Source organism: Variovorax sp. J31P179 (assembly GCF_030316985.1).
GTDB classification, from domain to species: Bacteria; Pseudomonadota; Gammaproteobacteria; order Burkholderiales; family Burkholderiaceae_C; genus Variovorax; species Variovorax ginsengisoli_B.
In genome coordinates, this window is the sequence record NZ_JASZYL010000018.1 from 54,877 (window position 1) to 69,847 (window position 14,971).

Annotated in this window: 11 protein-coding genes and 1 pseudogene; 3 read left to right on the plus strand and 9 right to left on the minus strand. The window is 64.5% G+C overall.

All coding sequences use genetic code 11. The features are described from left to right. Positions 1–3 precede the first annotated feature (3 nt). Genes QTI17_RS30920 through mdlC form a run of 5 tightly spaced genes read right to left on the minus strand, consistent with a single transcriptional unit; the run spans position 4 to position 6,449 of the window. On the minus strand, positions 4–1,149 hold the full coding sequence (locus QTI17_RS30920) for an alpha-hydroxy acid oxidase (RefSeq protein ID WP_286537666.1): 1,146 nt from the start codon (positions 1,147–1,149) through the stop codon (positions 4–6). Between the two features lie 20 nt (positions 1,150–1,169). Continuing rightward, entirely contained in the window at positions 1,170–1,904 is a 735-nt protein-coding gene (locus QTI17_RS30925; RefSeq protein ID WP_286537667.1) for a ketopantoate reductase family protein, read from the minus strand. Positions 1,905–1,920: 16 nt separating this feature from the next. After that, complete coding sequence (locus tag QTI17_RS30930) at positions 1,921–3,303, minus strand: MFS transporter (RefSeq protein WP_286537728.1); 1,383 nt, start codon at positions 3,301–3,303, stop codon at positions 1,921–1,923. A 20-nt stretch (positions 3,304–3,323) separates the two neighbouring features. Continuing rightward, positions 3,324–4,772, minus strand: a complete 1,449-nt coding sequence (locus QTI17_RS30935) for an aldehyde dehydrogenase (protein WP_286537668.1) — start codon at positions 4,770–4,772, stop codon at positions 3,324–3,326. Between the two features lie 57 nt (positions 4,773–4,829). Next, on the minus strand, positions 4,830–6,449 hold the full coding sequence (gene mdlC, locus QTI17_RS30940; RefSeq protein WP_286537729.1) for a benzoylformate decarboxylase: 1,620 nt from the start codon (positions 6,447–6,449) through the stop codon (positions 4,830–4,832). Positions 6,450–6,569: 120 nt separating this feature from the next. Between mdlC and QTI17_RS30945 the strand changes: the two genes are divergently transcribed. Beyond that, the gene (locus tag QTI17_RS30945) at positions 6,570–7,478 is read left to right on the plus strand and encodes a LysR family transcriptional regulator (protein WP_286537669.1); all 909 of its coding nucleotides are present in this window, start codon (positions 6,570–6,572) and stop codon (positions 7,476–7,478) included. A 277-nt stretch (positions 7,479–7,755) separates the two neighbouring features. Here the strand turns inward: QTI17_RS30945 and QTI17_RS30950 are convergent, their stop codons facing one another. After that, entirely contained in the window at positions 7,756–8,724 is a 969-nt protein-coding gene (locus QTI17_RS30950) for a Bug family tripartite tricarboxylate transporter substrate binding protein (protein WP_286537670.1), read from the minus strand. Between the two features lie 438 nt (positions 8,725–9,162). On the opposite strand from QTI17_RS30950, the pseudogene QTI17_RS35265 reads away from it, so the two are divergent. Further along, positions 9,163–9,333, plus strand: a pseudogene (locus QTI17_RS35265) (phosphate acyltransferase); the annotation flags it as partial. A gap of 121 nt (positions 9,334–9,454) precedes the next feature. On the opposite strand, the gene QTI17_RS30960 reads toward QTI17_RS35265, so the two are convergent. Together QTI17_RS30960 and QTI17_RS30965 are read right to left on the minus strand one after the other, a co-directional pair. After that, positions 9,455–11,476: a 4-oxalomesaconate tautomerase gene (locus QTI17_RS30960; RefSeq protein WP_286537671.1), complete on the minus strand. Its 2,022-nt coding sequence runs from the start codon at positions 11,474–11,476 to the stop codon at positions 9,455–9,457. Position 11,477: 1 nt separating this feature from the next. After that, positions 11,478–12,449 (minus strand): Bug family tripartite tricarboxylate transporter substrate binding protein, encoded by a 972-nt coding sequence (locus tag QTI17_RS30965; RefSeq protein ID WP_286537672.1) that lies wholly within the window; start codon positions 12,447–12,449, stop codon positions 11,478–11,480. Positions 12,450–12,608: 159 nt separating this feature from the next. Here QTI17_RS30965 and QTI17_RS30970 point away from each other — a divergent pair, with 159 nt between their 5' ends. Continuing rightward, positions 12,609–13,538, plus strand: coding sequence for a LysR family transcriptional regulator (locus QTI17_RS30970; RefSeq protein WP_286537673.1), 930 nt, complete (start codon positions 12,609–12,611; stop codon positions 13,536–13,538). Between the two features lie 41 nt (positions 13,539–13,579). On the opposite strand, the gene dctA is transcribed toward QTI17_RS30970, so the two are convergent. After that, positions 13,580–14,914: a C4-dicarboxylate transporter DctA gene (gene dctA / locus QTI17_RS30975; RefSeq protein WP_286537674.1), complete on the minus strand. Its 1,335-nt coding sequence runs from the start codon at positions 14,912–14,914 to the stop codon at positions 13,580–13,582. Positions 14,915–14,971: the final 57 nt, after the last annotated feature.

Below are 14,971 nucleotides of genomic sequence, written 5' to 3' on the forward strand. Positions count from 1 at the left end.
GGGCTAGGCAAGAGAGCCGTTCGCACTCTCAAGTGCGTCGGGCAACGCAGATGCCGACGTCGCGCCGAGCAAGGTCATGCTGCGCACCAGTTCGGCTGCAAGCAATCCGATCACAGCCTCGGCGCCTCGGGCGCCGTCGGCCGCCAGGCCGTAGAGCACCGGACGACCGACGAAGGCCGCCGTCGCGCCCAGCGCCAGGGCTTTGGCAATGTCGCCGCCGCGCCGGATTCCTCCATCCATGAAGACCGGGATCCGGCCGTTGATTGCCGCGACCACGCGAGGCAATGCCGAAATGGCTGAAGGTGAAGCGTCGTTCTGACGACCGCCGTGGTTGGAAACGATCAATCCGTCGACGCCGTGGTCGACCGCCAGCCGTGCATCGTCTGGGTGAAGAATGCCTTTGAGCAACAGTGGGCCCTTCCAGAGCCCGCGCAACCACACGAGCGTTTCCCACACGAGCGAGCGATCCATCGCTCTTGCGAGGAGCGCAGCCTGCATGTTCGCCGAACCAGCGTTGCCGCCCGTGGCTGTCAGGTTGGCAAAGTCCGGCGCGCCACCCGGCAACATGCGCATCGACCAGCGCGGGTGCGTGATCACATCCCAGGCCACCCTTGCGGTCGGCTTGAAGGGGATGCGAAAGCCGTTTCGCAAGTCCGCTTCCCGATTCCCGCTGACCGGGACATCGACCGTCAGGACCAGGGCATCATACTTCGCGCGCGCCGCGCGCTCCACGATCTGACTTGCCATGTCGCGATGCATCACGTAGAGCTGCATCCATTGCACGCTCTCGGGAGCTGCAGCACGCACGTCTTCCAGACGCATGTTGGACGCAGTCGAGAGCGCGAAGGAAATTCCGGTGCGCGAAGCGGCGGTGGCCAGCAGACCGTCGCCCCCTGGCCGAACCAGGCCGTTCAAGCCGGTCGGGGCAATGCCGAATGGCAGCGCCCACTTGCGCCCAAACACCTCGATCGAAGTTTCGACCGTCGTGGTGTCGCGCAACACGCGCGGCGTGAGTTCCACGGCCGCGAGATCGCTCAGGTTGCGACGAAGGCAATGGCCGTCGTCGGCGGCTCCTTCGATGTAGTCGAAGACGAAGCGCGGAAGGTCCCTTCGCGCCCGGCTGCGGAAATCTTCTGTATTGAGGAGCATGTGCCTGGTAGAAGGTGTGGTCAGGCCGTTGCCCGCGCTTCGACCAGGCGCACGAGCGACAGCAGCGTTTCGGTTGTGGGCAGCTTCATGTTGAAGCGCTCGGCCGCGGTGACCGCTGCTCCATTGATCGCTTCGATCTCGGTGCGACGTCCGGCCTGAACATCCTGCAACATCGATGGCTTGTGCCCCTTGTGCCGGGCAATGGCGCCAGCGACATTGGCCTTGCACTTGGCCGGATCCACTTCGATGCCGAGCCTCTGCGCGACCGACAGTACTTCAACGACGACTTGCTCTGCGAGGCGGCTGCCTTCAGGCGAAAGACCGAGCGGATCGACCGTGCACCCGGATACGGCGCAGATGCTGTTGAGAGCGGCGTTGAACGCGACCTTCGCCCAGATCGCTGTCGAGGCGAACTCGCTGATCTTCTCGACGTTGCCCAAGCCGTTCTGCAGAGACAACACATGGACGTCTGGGCTCATCAGGTGCTTGACGCCCTGGAGCGCGGCGCCGGTGTGCAGGGTCTTGGTAAAGATCACGATCAATTCGGGTTGTTCCCGAGCTTCCTCAGGGCGGTAGATCTTCAGCGTCCCGACGTGCCGATCGCCGTCGTCCGTGACCAATCGCAAGCCATTCGACTGGACTGCGCCGATGTGCGCATCGTTGATGTCAATCAAAGTGACGTCATTGCCGCATTCAGCCAGCAGGCCGCCAAACATGGAGCCCATGGCGCCCGCGCCGACGATCGCAATTTTCATGATTCGCCTCAGGAGATCAGCTGGTGACCGCCGCCACCGAACTCGGCTTCAGCAGAACCTCGCGCTTCGGGATGTGGCGCCTGACGACAAGAAGCGCGATCATCGCGAAGACCATCGCGGTGCCAAGCAGGGCGAGATAAGCCATCGCACCACCGGCCGTGATGACCGCTGCCCCAGCGAAAGCACTGAGAATCGCACCCAGTCGTCCGAAGGCCAGCGCGGACGCGGTGCCGGTCGCTCTGACACTGGTGGGGTACATGAACGCGCACAGCGCGTACATGGTGGACTGCACCGCATTCACGAACATGCCGTGCACGCCGAAACCGAAGATCAACAGGTTCGTGTCGCGCCCGACGTTCAGGGTCTGCATCGCGAATGCACTTGCGGCCGCGCCGGCGCAGCACAGCACCAGGGGCCAGCGAGACCCGAACCGCGTAATTGCGACAGCACAGACCAAGGCCCCGATCACGCCTCCGAGGTTGTAGGCGGTCAGGCCCGAGCCAGCGACGGCCATCGACAATCCTTCGGATGCCAGCATCGTCGGCAGCCAGCTGAAGGCGCTGTAGACGGCGGTAAGACACATGAAGAAGGCCGCCCAGGTGGCCAGCGTATCGCGCGCCAGACCGTCCGAGAAGAGCGCGCCAAAGCCGGCCCGTTTCTCCACGACCTGTTCCGCCATGTCGGTGTAAGTCACGTTGGCAGCCATCGGACGGCCCATGCGCCCCATCAGCTTGCCCAGTTCATCCCAGCGTGCCGGATGGCGTGCGAGGAATCGAGGCGACTCCGGCAAGGTGAACAGGAGAATGGTGGCCAGCACGATGGGGAAGGTGCCACCGATGAAGAACAGTCCGCGCCAACCGAATGCCGGCAGGATTTCGCCCGCGAAGAGGCCCGCCAGCATGCCGCCGAGCGGAACGCAGACGATCGTCGCGGTCACTGCGAGCGTCCTGCGGCGCGCCGGCGTGAATTCGGCTGTGACCGTGGTCGAACTCGGCAGGGCGCCACCGATGCCGAGGCCGGCGACGAACCGCAGTGCGGCCACGGTCAGGATGTCGGGCGCCAAGCCGATTGCGCAGGTCGCCGTGCCGAAGACAAAGACGCTGGAGATGACCGCCATCCGGCGGCCGAAGCGGTCTGCGAACAGGCCTGCGCAGGCGCTGCCGATCCCCATGCCGATGAGGCCGGCGGCGACGGCCGGTGCGAAGGCGCTTCGCGTGATGTTCCACTCCTTGATCATCAACGGAATCGCGAAGCCGATGAGTTGGCCATCGAAGCCGTCCATCACGATGGACAAGGCTGCCAGGAGGACCACCACCTTCTGCATGGTCGTGTAGGCGCCTTCGTCGAGCAAACGGCCGATGTCGGCATTGCCCTTGAATGGAATCGCTTGGGGGTTCATGCGTGTACTCCGGGATTGCCTCAGAAGGGGTAGTGACGCGGGCTCGTTTGAACGGTCACCCATCGCAGGTCGGTGAAGGCATCGACACCGGCTTTTCCACCGAAGTGCCCGATGCCGCTGCCCTTGACCCCGCCAAATGGCATCTGCGCTTCGTCGTGCACCGTGGGCCCATTCACGTGACAGATGCCGGACTCGATACGTCGCGCTACCAGGATGGCACGCGCCACGTCCCGGCCGAAGACCGCGGCTGCCAGCCCGTACTCGTTGTCGTTGGCGCAAGCGACCGCCTCTTCGACGCCACTGACACGGACGATGCCCTTCACGGGGCCGAAGGCCTCCTCGCGGAAAATGCGCATGTCGGAAGTCACGTGGTCGAGCAGGGTCGCGGGCATCAGCGTGTCCTGGGCCTTGCCGCCGGTCACGAGCTTCGCGCCCTTGGCGAGCGCATCGTCGATCAGTTCGTTGCAGCGCCTTGCCGTGCTCATGCCCACGACGGAGCCGAGGACCACCGGGCCAAGGCGCGGATCCCCGAGCGGAAGACTCGCTGCACGTGCGCTCAATCTGGCAACGAATTCATCGGCGATGGCCGAATCGACGACGATCCGCTCTGTCGACATGCAGATCTGTCCCGAATTGGCGAAAGCACCGAACACGGCCGCATCGACGGCGGCATCGACATCGGCATCGTCGAGGACGACGAGCGGCGCCTTGCCGCCGAGTTCGAGAACCACCGGCTTCAGGTACTTCGCACAGGTAGCGGCAATGAGCTTGCCCACGTGGGTGGAGCCCGTGAAGTTCACGCGTCGAACAGCCGGGTGCGAAATCATCGCTTCGACCACGGCAGCCGCATCGGCAGGCGCGTTGGTGACGAAATTCACCACGCCCTTGGGCAGGCCGGCCTCCTGCAGCGCTTCGATGATCAGGCCGTGCGTCGCCGGGCAGATTTCGCTGCCCTTGAGCACCACCGTATTGCCGCATGCCAACGGCGTCGCGAGGGCTCGCACGGCCAGGATCACCGGCGCATTCCAGGGTGCAATGCCCAGAACCACGCCTGCAGGCTGCCGCACCCCCATGGCGATGTTGCCGGGCACATCGGAGGGGATGATTTCGCCGCTGATCTGCGTCGTCAACGACGCGGCCTCGAGCAGCATGCCCGCCGCGAGGTGAACGTTGAAACCCGCCCAGATCGCCGACGCACCCGTTTCTGACGCGACGGCAGCCGCGAATGCCTCGCCTTTTGCTTCGAGCGCCTGGGACGCCTTCATCAGCATCGTGCGGCGCTCGCTTGGGCCGGTGCGCGACCATGTCTTGAACGCTTCCGCGGCAGCCTCGACCGCCGCGACGGCGTCTTCCGCGGTTGCCGCGGGTGCGACAGTGGCCACGCTGCCGTCGAGCGGATTGCGCCGCTCGAAGGTGGCGCCGTTGCGAGCCTGGGTTCGCTCGCCATTGATCAACATCGAAATCTTCATCTGATTTGTCTCCTTGGGGTTTGAATGGAAGCGGGAGTGCGAAGCGCGCGCTGTGAATCAGGCGACCTGAACCTCCACGACGCTGGGCGCCGTGCCGGCAAGAGCACGATCGAGCACAGCCCTCAGGTCGCCGGAATGGCGCACGAGGGTGGCGTCGCACCCCATGCCCCTGGCCAGCGACAGGAAGTCGATGCCGGGCAGTTCGGTTCCCTGCACGACATCGGTCGCAGAGAACCCGAACACGGGCGCGAAATCCTGCAGCGCGGCGTAGCGGCGGTTGTTCAGGATCACGAAGGTGATCGGCAGCTTCAGTTGTGCGGCACTCCAGAGCGCCTGGATCGAATACATGCTGGAGCCGTCCCCCATCAGGCAGATGACGCGTGTGCCCGCTTTGCCGAGCGCGACACCGACTGCCGCGGGCATGCCGTAGCCGAGTCCGCCGCTGTCCATGGTGTAGAAGGTCTCGCTGCGGGTGATCGGCAGATAGGCCTGCATCACTGGGCGCGCGCTTGGGGCTTCCTCGACCACGATGTCCCCGGGCGCTTTCACTTCGGCCAGCGTCTGAAGGACATAGGCGACTGACATCAAGGGTGAAGGCTCTGCCCGTGGTGCCTGGGTCCTGGCCGGCGGAACGGCCCGGGCTTTCGGCGCCGGCCGGGCGAGGAGATCGAGAACTCCCAGTCGAATGCTGCCGACCGCCGATATTCCGACCGGCGTCCAGGCCGCGGTGTCCGGGTCATCGGTGAGCTGGCACAAGGTGGCACCGGCCGGGATGTGGGGTCCTGCGCCTTCGACGTGGTAGGCGAACGCGGGCGCGCCGATCGCCAGGATCAGGTCATGACCAGCGAGCAGTTCGACGATCCGCTCGCGCGTCGCAGGCAGGAAGCCGGCGAACAACCGGTGATCTTCAGGGAAGCTGCAACGGCCCGACATCGGCGCTGCCCACACGCGGGCGTTATGCGCCTCGGCCAGCGCAACGACCTCGTTCCACGCGTTGTCGCGATCGATCGCGGCACCTGCGACGATCGCCGGTCGGTCGCCTGCATCCAGCGCTTCGCCGATCTGGGCCAGAACCGCGGGCTGCGGGCGAAGTTCCGTACTGACAATCCTTGCCGGCACGTACTCTGCGGGTTGGTCCCAGTCGTCCACCGGCACCGACACGAGCACGGGGCCACGCGGCGGCATCATCGCGATGTAGTATGCGCGCGCGATGGCCTGGGGCACGTCCTGGGCGCGTGCCGGCTCGATGCTCCATTTCACATAGGGCTTGGGAAGCTCGGTGGCCTGGGCGGAAGACAGGAACGGGTCGAAAGGCAGGATCGAGCGCGCCTGCTGGCCCGCGGTGATGACCATCGGCGTGCGATTCTTGTGCGCGGTAAAGATGTTGCCCATCGCATTGCCCACGCCTGCTGCCGAATGCAGGTTCACGAATGAAGCGTTGCGTGTCGCCTGCGCGAATCCATCCGCCATGCCGACCACGGTGGCCTCCTGCAAACCAAGCACGTAGCGGAAGTCGCTTGGAAAGTCCCGGAACATCGGCAGCTCCGTCGAGCCCGGATTCGCGAACACGGAGGTCATGCCGAAGCGGCGCATGAGGTCGACGACGGCGTCGCGAACGGTGACGGTGGAGGGTTGCTTGGCCGTCTCGATGGCGGCGCGCGGCACAGGTCCGGTCATTTCGTGCATTTCCTTGTGGTGCGCCGACTGAGTCGCGGCGCTTGTCTCGATGGCGCAAGTGTGGAAGTTCCCCGCCTTCATGAAAATTGCTTTTTTGAGAGAAAGTCATTAGCGTTGGGCATGACTTTCGATCTCCGGTCTCTCGTCGCGTTCAACACCATCGTTTCGTCGGGGAGCCTCGGGCGAGCGGCCGAGGCCTTGAACGTGACGCAACCGGCGCTCAGTCGCACGATTCGCAAGCTGGAGGACGAGGTGGGTGCCCCCTTGTTCGAGCGTCACTCCAAGGGAATGCAGTTGACGGATGTCGGGAGGGCGTTGCAACCGCACGCGCTCCTCCTGCAACGCGAGTCAGAGCACGCGAACGAGGACATCAAGGCGATACTCGGCCTGGCCAAGGGCACCATACGTGTCGGGGCAGTCGGCAGCATCGCCTGCCTGGTGCTTCCATTGGCGATTGGCCGCACGTGCAAGAAGTGGCCGAATCTTCAGGTCCAGGTCATCGAGGGAGTCTGGGATCGCCTTGCCGATGCGCTCGTCTCGCGCGAGATCGATCTGGCGCTGGGGGTCGACATCGAGGACACGGACGAGATCGTCGCCGTGAAGGATTGCCGTTGGGAGGACACCAGCTATGTGGTCGCGGGACGGCGCCATCCGCTGCGCAAGAAGGCAAGGCTCAAGCTCGCCGATACGCTGCAAGAGCGTTGGGCCCTCCTTCCGAAGGGAACCGGGCCTTTCGAGCACATGAGGAAGGTTTTTGCGCGACACAACCTGGCACTGCCCAACGTCGTGGTCGAGACACGCTCCGTGACCGCACTCAAGAGCTTGATCGGCCACTCGGGATTCCTTGGCTGGATGCCCGAGCCCATGTATGACGCCGAGCGAAAGGCAGGCCTCATCGACACCCTGGAGATCCCTGGCGCGAGCGACAAGAGAACGCTGACGGCCTTCCGCCGAAGGGCCGGCATGCTGCCCGGTCCTTCGATAAAGCTTCTCGAGGAATTGCGCGCCATGACGGGGCAGCAGTCTTGACCGTTCAGAAAACCTGGAGCAGAAGCGTCCAACGGTGCCTCCTCAACAGGCCTGCTACTGGCATGTGACGCTCGTTCATGCATTGCGGTGCGAGGTTTGCGCTGCCATGGTGCGGCCGTGTGCCCAGATGCGGCTCGAGATGACATTGCCTATGTCGGATCACGCCCGGATTGCTATCTTTCGCGCCGATCTGTTTTCCGACCGCAGCCGGGAAACGCCGTGTGGGCGAAGACCGAGTGAGAGGGGAACACGCCAATACAAGATGAGTAGGTCCGCTTCAATCGAGCTTGATGCCCGCGGCCTTGATCACGGCACCCAGCTTCGTGGCGTCGTCCTTGATGGTCTGCGTGAACTGCTCGGGGCTTCCGGCGACCACGTCCATGCCCATCGCCCCGAGCTTCTCCGAGGTTTCAGGCAGCTTGAGGATGCGCGTGATCTCGCCGTTGAGCTTGGCAATGATCGCGCGGTCGGTACCCGCAGGCGCGACGAAACCGATCCAGGTGACCAGGTCCATGCCAGGCAGTCCCGACTCCGCCAAGGTCGGGACATCCGGCAGCGACGGCGAGCGCTTGGCACTGGTGACCGCCAGGGGCCTGACCTTGCCGGATTTCACGAAGGCGATCGCCGGACCGAGCGCATCGAAGATGACCGGCACCTGTCCGCCCACCACATCCGTCATCGCCGGGCCGCTGCCCTTGTACGGCACAGCCACCATGTCGACCTTGGCCGCGGCCTTGAAAGCCTCGCCCGCAACCTGCGCCGGCAGCGCCCCGTGGGCGTAGGCGAGCTTGCCGTCGCTCGACTTGGCCAGGCCGATCAGATCCTTCACACTGCGCGCCTTCACCGAGGGATGCACCGCCAGCACCATGGGCATGGTGACCGCCAGCGAAACCGGCGCAAAGCCGTTGATCGGGTCGTACGGCAGTTTCGCGTAGAGACTCTGGTTCATCGCGAGCGTGGAGTCGATGGGCAGGAAGAGCGTGTAGCCGTCCGGCGCTGCGCGCGCCGCCATTTCGGCGCCGATCAATGTGTTGCCGCCGGGGCGGTTGTCCACCGTGACGGGCACATTCCAGCGCTCCGACAGCTTTGCTGCGACGGTGCGTGCCACCGTGTCAGTGCCTCCGCCCGGCGGGAACGGCACGATGATGCGAACAGGACGCTCGGGAAATGTGTCCGCGACGGTGCCGGCAACCCCTGCCAAGGGAAGGGTGAACAGGCAGAGCAAGAGCTTCTGGAGCAGCTTCATGGACGATTCCTTGTCGCTCAGTCTGGATCCACGCAGTTGAAGCTGCCTGCGAAATTGATGTCGCCAGCTGCGTTCAGCAACTGCGAAGGAGAAGATGGCAAGACTCTGCCCTCTCGATTCATGAGCATTTCGATTTCTCCGACGTCTATGGCTCAGTGGAGGCAAGCACCGATCGCGAACCGGCGAAGGGTGAGGGGTGTCGCGCCGGTCGAGCCTGGACCCGACGAGATGGCAATACATTACTTTTCAACTATTCAGATGTCAACCTTAGGAATTACCCTCGGCCCTACCCCGTGGTCTTCGCGCTGGCAAACCCGAATCGGAGATCTCACCCGAGGATGCCCGATCGGTCAGGAACGACATCATCATGGCCACCGGGCGTGCAGGACGTGCTTTGCTTTTCGTACATCTTCCGCGGCGCGCTGGATGCGGGAGCAACCACGATCACCGGTGTTCCTGGTCGACACGCACGTCAACCATGACCCGACACCCGAGGAGTTGGCGGAGATCACCGCGCTGGCTGCCGAAGAGATGCTGCGGTTCGGCCCGAAGCCGAAAGTGGCTCTGCTGTCGCATTCCAACTTCGGCAGCAGCAACTCGCCCACGGCCTCCTGAAGACGGCAGCCGGTGGAAACATGCGATGCGGCGAACCAAGGCAACGTTGATCGCGACCGGAGACGCGGACGCCATGCTGCGCGCTCCGCCGCCGCCAGTCCGTATCGACGACGCGTCAATCCAGCGCCATCTGGCGCGACTCTCTCGGTGCAAGCTCGGCCTGAGCTACAACTTGTCGCCAGCGAGCAAGATCGGCCTGCATCCTCTGCCCAAGCGCGTCGGCGCTTCCTGGCTCGGCGCGTGCACCATGCCTCTCGAAACGTTCGACAATCTCTGGATCGGCCAGGACCTCGTTAAGCGCCCGATTGAGGCGATCGATGGTCGCCGCGGGCGTACCGGACGGCGCAAACAGGCCGTACCACTGCACGACATCCACCCCCGGAACGCCCAACTCGGCCAGCGTCGGCACGCCGGGAAGGCCTTCCAGGCGGCTCGGTCCTGCCACCGCCAAGGCGCGCAACTGTCCCGCACGTATGAAAGGGCAGGCCGTGAACAAGCTGGGAAACATGATCTGCGATCGTCCGTTGACCGTGTCGCCAATCGCAGGTGCGGCGCCCTCATACGTCGCGCTGGCCATCGACGTTCCGCTGCTGAGCTGAAACAGCTCGGCCGCGAAGTGCGGCGGCGTCCCGTCGCCGGCGGATGCGTAGCTGAAAGACCGAGGCGCGCCCTTCAGCCGGGCGATGAGCGTGTGCAGGTCGGGGGCGCCCGTGTCCGGATGAGTGACCATCAACGTCGGCGAAGAGCCCACAAGTCCGACCGGCGCGAAGTCGTGAACCGGGTCATACCCCAGCTTTTGCAGCGCCGGATTCATCGCGTGCGTACCGACGTACCCGAACATCAGGGTGTGTCCGTCCGGCGCGGACCCCGCCACGTACTCGCTGGCAACGGCGCCGTTCGCGCCGGCGCGGTTGTCGACCAGCACTTCCTGGCCGAGCAGCGGGCCTAGCTTGGCGGCGATGATGCGAGCCATCGTGTCGTTGCCGCCACCGGCCCGCGTCGGCACGATGATGGTCAAGGCTCGTTGCAGGTCAGACGACCCGGCGTCCTGTGCTTCTGGACGCGAGAACACGTAGTCGGGCAGATGCAGGTCGCCCTGCATCATCTTTCGCGCAGTGCGAACGAGGGCAGCGCGTTCGACGGTCGCGGCGTCTGCACTGCCCTTCAGTTCAACTTCGACATCGATTTGCCCGGCGGGATGCAGCACCACCAGGCTATGACGTCCGGGTTCGCGCGCCAAGCCACTCGCTACCGTTCCCGGCAAGGCGAACGCGCTGGCGACGCCGATAGCTCCCGTCACGGCATGTGAAGCATGGCATTTGCGCGGCGTGAAGTAGCGCGAGGTGATGCTGCCACTCGCCTCTCCCTTGCTGACCAGCACAGGCTTTGGAATGACACTGTTCGATACGTCGCCGAGGCCCATCCTGCGTCCGGCCTCCAGGCGAAGGATTTCCAGCCGTTCAAGGAGCGCAGTGTTCGCATCGAGGGCTGCCGGCTTCTCCCGTCCCGTCACGCCGAGATCGCTTGCACGGACGATCATCAGCGGCATGGCGGCATCGATGCAGGTCACCTCGGTACCGTCGATCGTGTCGATGCGCTTGCCCGTCGGGAAGATATGACCGGTGACCGCACCCCACGCATCGAGGAAGTTGAGCAGGATGGGCGCCGCGGTGCCGGCCACGCCATCGATGCGCGCATCGCCTTCATAGGTCACGCGCCCGCCGGGCGTGCGCACCGTCACGTCGATTCGCGACCCGGTATTGACGTTGTAGACGCGAACGCTCGTGGTGCCGTCCTTTGCGGCGATCAAGCCCTGTTCGATCGCGAAGGGCGCAACCCCCGAGAGCATGTTCCCGCAGTTCGGCCGCGTGTCCACCGACCGATGGCCGACGCCGACCTGCGCGAAGAGATAGTCGATGTCACAGCCCGGCTGCGACGAGCGCGACACGATGGCGACCTTGCTGTTCAGCGTGCTGCCGCCGCCCACACCGTCGAGTTGGAGCGGGTCGGAGGCGCCGATGGCGCCGATCAGCGCCTGGTCACGGGCCTCGTCGCCGTCGGGCAGCCACTCGCGCAGGAAGAAAGGGCCGCGCGACGTGCCGGCGCGCATGAGCACACAGGGGATGGAACGGTTCATCTCAATCCGCGGTGATCTTGGCGGCCTGCACCACCCTCTTCCACTTAACCTGCTCCTGCGCTACATAGGTGCGCATCTGGTCGGTCGTCATCGTCGAGACTTCGGCGCCGTGGTCCTCGAGGCGCTTGACCACGCTCTTGTCGGCGAGCACCTCATTGAGCACCTTGTTGAGTTGCTCGATCACCGGCTTGGGCGTTTTCGCAGGTGCGAAGATCCCGTACCACTGCGAGACGTCGACGTCGGCGATGCCCTGCTCCTGGAGCGTGGGTACGTCGGGCATGAGCGCCGAGCGCTTGGGACCCGCAACGCCCACCGCTCTCAGCTTGCCGGCCTTGACATACGGCATGGCCGTGAAGAGGCTGGGAAACATCACTTGCGTCTGGCCGCCGAGGGTATCGGTGATGGCCGGCGCGGAACCCTTGTAGGGCACGTGCAGCATGCTGGTGCCCGTCGAAAGCTTGAACATCTCGGCCGCGAAGTGCGGCGCGGTGCCATTGCCGGCCGAGGCGTAGCTGGTCTTGTCCGGTGCGGCCTTGAGCATCGCCACGACCTCCTTGGCGCTGCTGGCTTTGACGGCCGGATTCACCACCATCAGCGTCGCCGACGATCCGACCATGCCGACCGGCTCGAAGTCCTTGACCGGGTCGTAGCGAAGCTTCTGCAATGCCGGGTTCATCGCATGAGTGGCGATGTAGCCCAGCATGAGCGTGTAGCCATCTGGCGCTGCGCGCATCACATACTCGCTGGCGATCGCGCCGTTGGCGCCGGCCTTGTTGTCGACGATGACGGGCTGCTTGACGATGGCCGACATGGCCTGGCCGATGACGCGCGCCATGGCGTCGTTGGCGCCCCCCGCCGCCGTCGGGACCACGAGGGTGATCGACTTTTCAGGAAAGGCGGCGACTGCGCTGCCGCAAGCCAAGGATGCCGCCAGCGCCACGGCGCCGAGGAGGCGAAATTTCTGGGTCTTCAATTTGTCTACTCCGGTGGATTGTCGAGAACTGGGAACCTGGAGGCTCTTGCTTGGCCTTGATCGAATGTTCCACTTTTGGAAGCCTTCTGTGAATTGCATGTTTATGATCTATTGATGCACACTGTGGATCAGTGACACTGCCTCAGGAGCCCATGCGCCATGGCCATCAACTTCAATCTGAACGATCTGCAGGCCTTCCGGGCGGTGGCCGAGCTCAACAGTTTTCGCAAGGCAGCCGAGGCGCTGCATGTGTCGCAGCCGGCCTTCAGCCGACGCATCGAGAAGCTCGAAGAGGCGCTGGGCGTGCGGCTGCTCGACCGCACCACCCGCCGTGTGAGCCTGACTTCGGTCGGCCGAGACTTCGATCGCAAGGTGCAGCAGCTCCTGGACGACCTCGATCACACGTTGCTGGGCATCCGCGGTGTGGCGGCAACGCGCATGGGCGAGGTGACGATCGCCTGCGTGCCGTCGACCGTCTACTACTTCCTGTCGCAGGTGATCTCGCGCTACCACGAGCGCTACCCGAAGATCCGGGTGAGGGTGTTCGACGCCAGCGCCAACGAGGTCCTGTCGGCTGTGTCACGCGGTGAGGCCGACTTCGGGCTCAACTTCGTCGGCGGGAAGGAGCCGGACATCGAATTCAAGCCCCTGCTGGAGGAGCGCTTCGTCGCGGCTTGCAGGCGTGACCATCCGCTCGCCAGGAAGCGGCGGGTGAGCTGGACCGAACTGGCGCAGTACGACTACATCTCGGTCAGCAAGGCCTCGGGCAACCGGCTGCTGCTGGACCAGGCGCTTTCGGGCCTGGCCGGGCGTCCGCAGAGCATCTACGAGACCCAGCACGTCACGACGATGCTCGGACTGGTGGAGGCGGGCCTGGGCGTGGCGGCGGTGCCGTCGATCGCGATGCCGGATGCGGACCATCCGCTGCTGGTGAGTGTTCCGCTCTACGACCCGGTGATCACCCGCAAGATTGGGCTTATCCGTCGCAAGGGGCGGACACTTTCGCCGGCCGCGCAGCAGCTCTACGCGTTTTTCTCCGAAATGAAAGCAAAGCGCGGCAAGCCGGATGGCCGCCGCGCGGTGGATTGAAAGCCTGAAGCGGGCGCAGCCCGAAGTCCGACGCCTCGGCTTCAGTGCGCCGGGCCGGTGTGGCCGAGCGGCAGCTGCAGGTCTCCGGACCCCTCCTCGAGCTCGTGCTCGGTGTTCGCATAGTTCGCCGCCAGTTCGCGCTTCAGGACGTCCCGGTCGCAAGCGTTTTCCCAGATGGAGACCACGATACAGGCCACGGCGTTGCTGATGGTGCTGGTGAGCGCCCGAGCCTCGGACATGAAGCGATCGATTCCGACAATCAGCGCCACGCCGGCCACTGGAAGATCAGGCATGACCGTGAGCGTGGCCACCAAGGCGACGAAGCCGCTGCCCGTCACCCCCGCAGCGCCCTTGGAAGTGAGCAGCATGATGCCCAGCATCGAGCCTATCTGGAGCCACGACAGATGGATGTCGCAGGCCTGAGCGATGAACATCGACGCCAGCGTGAGGTAGATGGCCGTGCCGTCGAGGTTGAACGAATAGCCTGTCGGAAGCACCAGCCCGACCACGCCCTTCTTGCAGCCCAGCCGTTCGAGCTTGAGCAGGAGACGGGGGAGGACGGGTTCGCTGGATGAGGTGCCGAGCACGACCAGCAACTCTTCCTTGATGTATCGCATCAGCTGCCACAGCTTGAAACCGTGAAGACGCGACAGCACCCCGAGCACCACGGCGACAAAGAAGATGCAGGCAATATAGAAAGTACCGATGAGCAGCCCGAGAGATCCGATCGACTTGATGCCGTAGCGCCCGACGGTGAACGCCATCGCGCCGAATGCACCGATCGGCGCCAGCCGCATGATGATGCCGAAGGCCGCGAAGAACATGTGCGAGAAGCCTTCGATGCCCTCGAGCACCGGCTTGGCGGCTGTCCCGATCTTGGTCAGGCCGAACCCGCAAAGCACCGCGAGCAGCAGCACCGGCAACACCTCGCCTTCAGCGAAGGCGCCCACGAACGCATTCGGGATGATGTGCATCACGAAGTCGGTGAAGCCGTGGATATGCACCTGATTCGCGAAGCGGGTCGCCACGGAGGCGTCGAGGTTCTTCGGATCGATGTGCATGCCGGCGCCCGGCTGAATCAGCAAGACGGTGACCAGGCCGGTGATGAGAGCCAGAATCGTCAGGGCATAGAAAAGTCCCATCGCCTTGAGCAGGGTCTTGCCGATCTCCTTGGAGTCGCCCAGGGAGGTGATGCCGCTCACGATGGTGCAGAACACCACCGGCGCGATCATCATCTTGACCAGCTTGACGAAACCGTCGCCGAGCGGCTTGAGGGCGGCGCCGAACTCGGGCCAGTAGTGGCCCACGGTGATGCCGAGGATCAGGCCGATCAGGACCTGCACGTAGAGCAGCTTCAATAGTCTTCGGATGTTCACGATGTTGTCTCCAGATTCAGGTCGCACAGATGCGTACCGGTCTGTGCCGGTTTGGTC

Excerpts from the sequence above, each read along its gene's own strand:
- mdlC (WP_286537729.1), bottom strand. The coding sequence starts at position 6,449 with ATGACCGGACCTGTGCCGCGCGCCGCCATCGAGACGGCCAAGCAACCC.
- QTI17_RS30945 (WP_286537669.1), top strand. The coding sequence starts at position 6,570 with ATGACTTTCGATCTCCGGTCTCTCGTCGCGTTCAACACCATCGTTTCG.
- QTI17_RS30930 (WP_286537728.1), bottom strand. The coding sequence starts at position 3,303 with ATGAACCCCCAAGCGATTCCATTCAAGGGCAATGCCGACATCGGCCGT.
- QTI17_RS30935 (WP_286537668.1), bottom strand. The coding sequence starts at position 4,772 with ATGAAGATTTCGATGTTGATCAATGGCGAGCGAACCCAGGCTCGCAAC.
- QTI17_RS30920 (WP_286537666.1), bottom strand. The coding sequence starts at position 1,149 with ATGCTCCTCAATACAGAAGATTTCCGCAGCCGGGCGCGAAGGGACCTT.
- QTI17_RS30950 (WP_286537670.1), bottom strand. The coding sequence starts at position 8,724 with ATGAAGCTGCTCCAGAAGCTCTTGCTCTGCCTGTTCACCCTTCCCTTG.
- QTI17_RS30925 (WP_286537667.1), bottom strand. The coding sequence starts at position 1,904 with ATGAAAATTGCGATCGTCGGCGCGGGCGCCATGGGCTCCATGTTTGGC.
- QTI17_RS30970 (WP_286537673.1), top strand. The coding sequence starts at position 12,609 with ATGGCCATCAACTTCAATCTGAACGATCTGCAGGCCTTCCGGGCGGTG.
- QTI17_RS30960 (WP_286537671.1), bottom strand. The coding sequence starts at position 11,476 with ATGAACCGTTCCATCCCCTGTGTGCTCATGCGCGCCGGCACGTCGCGC.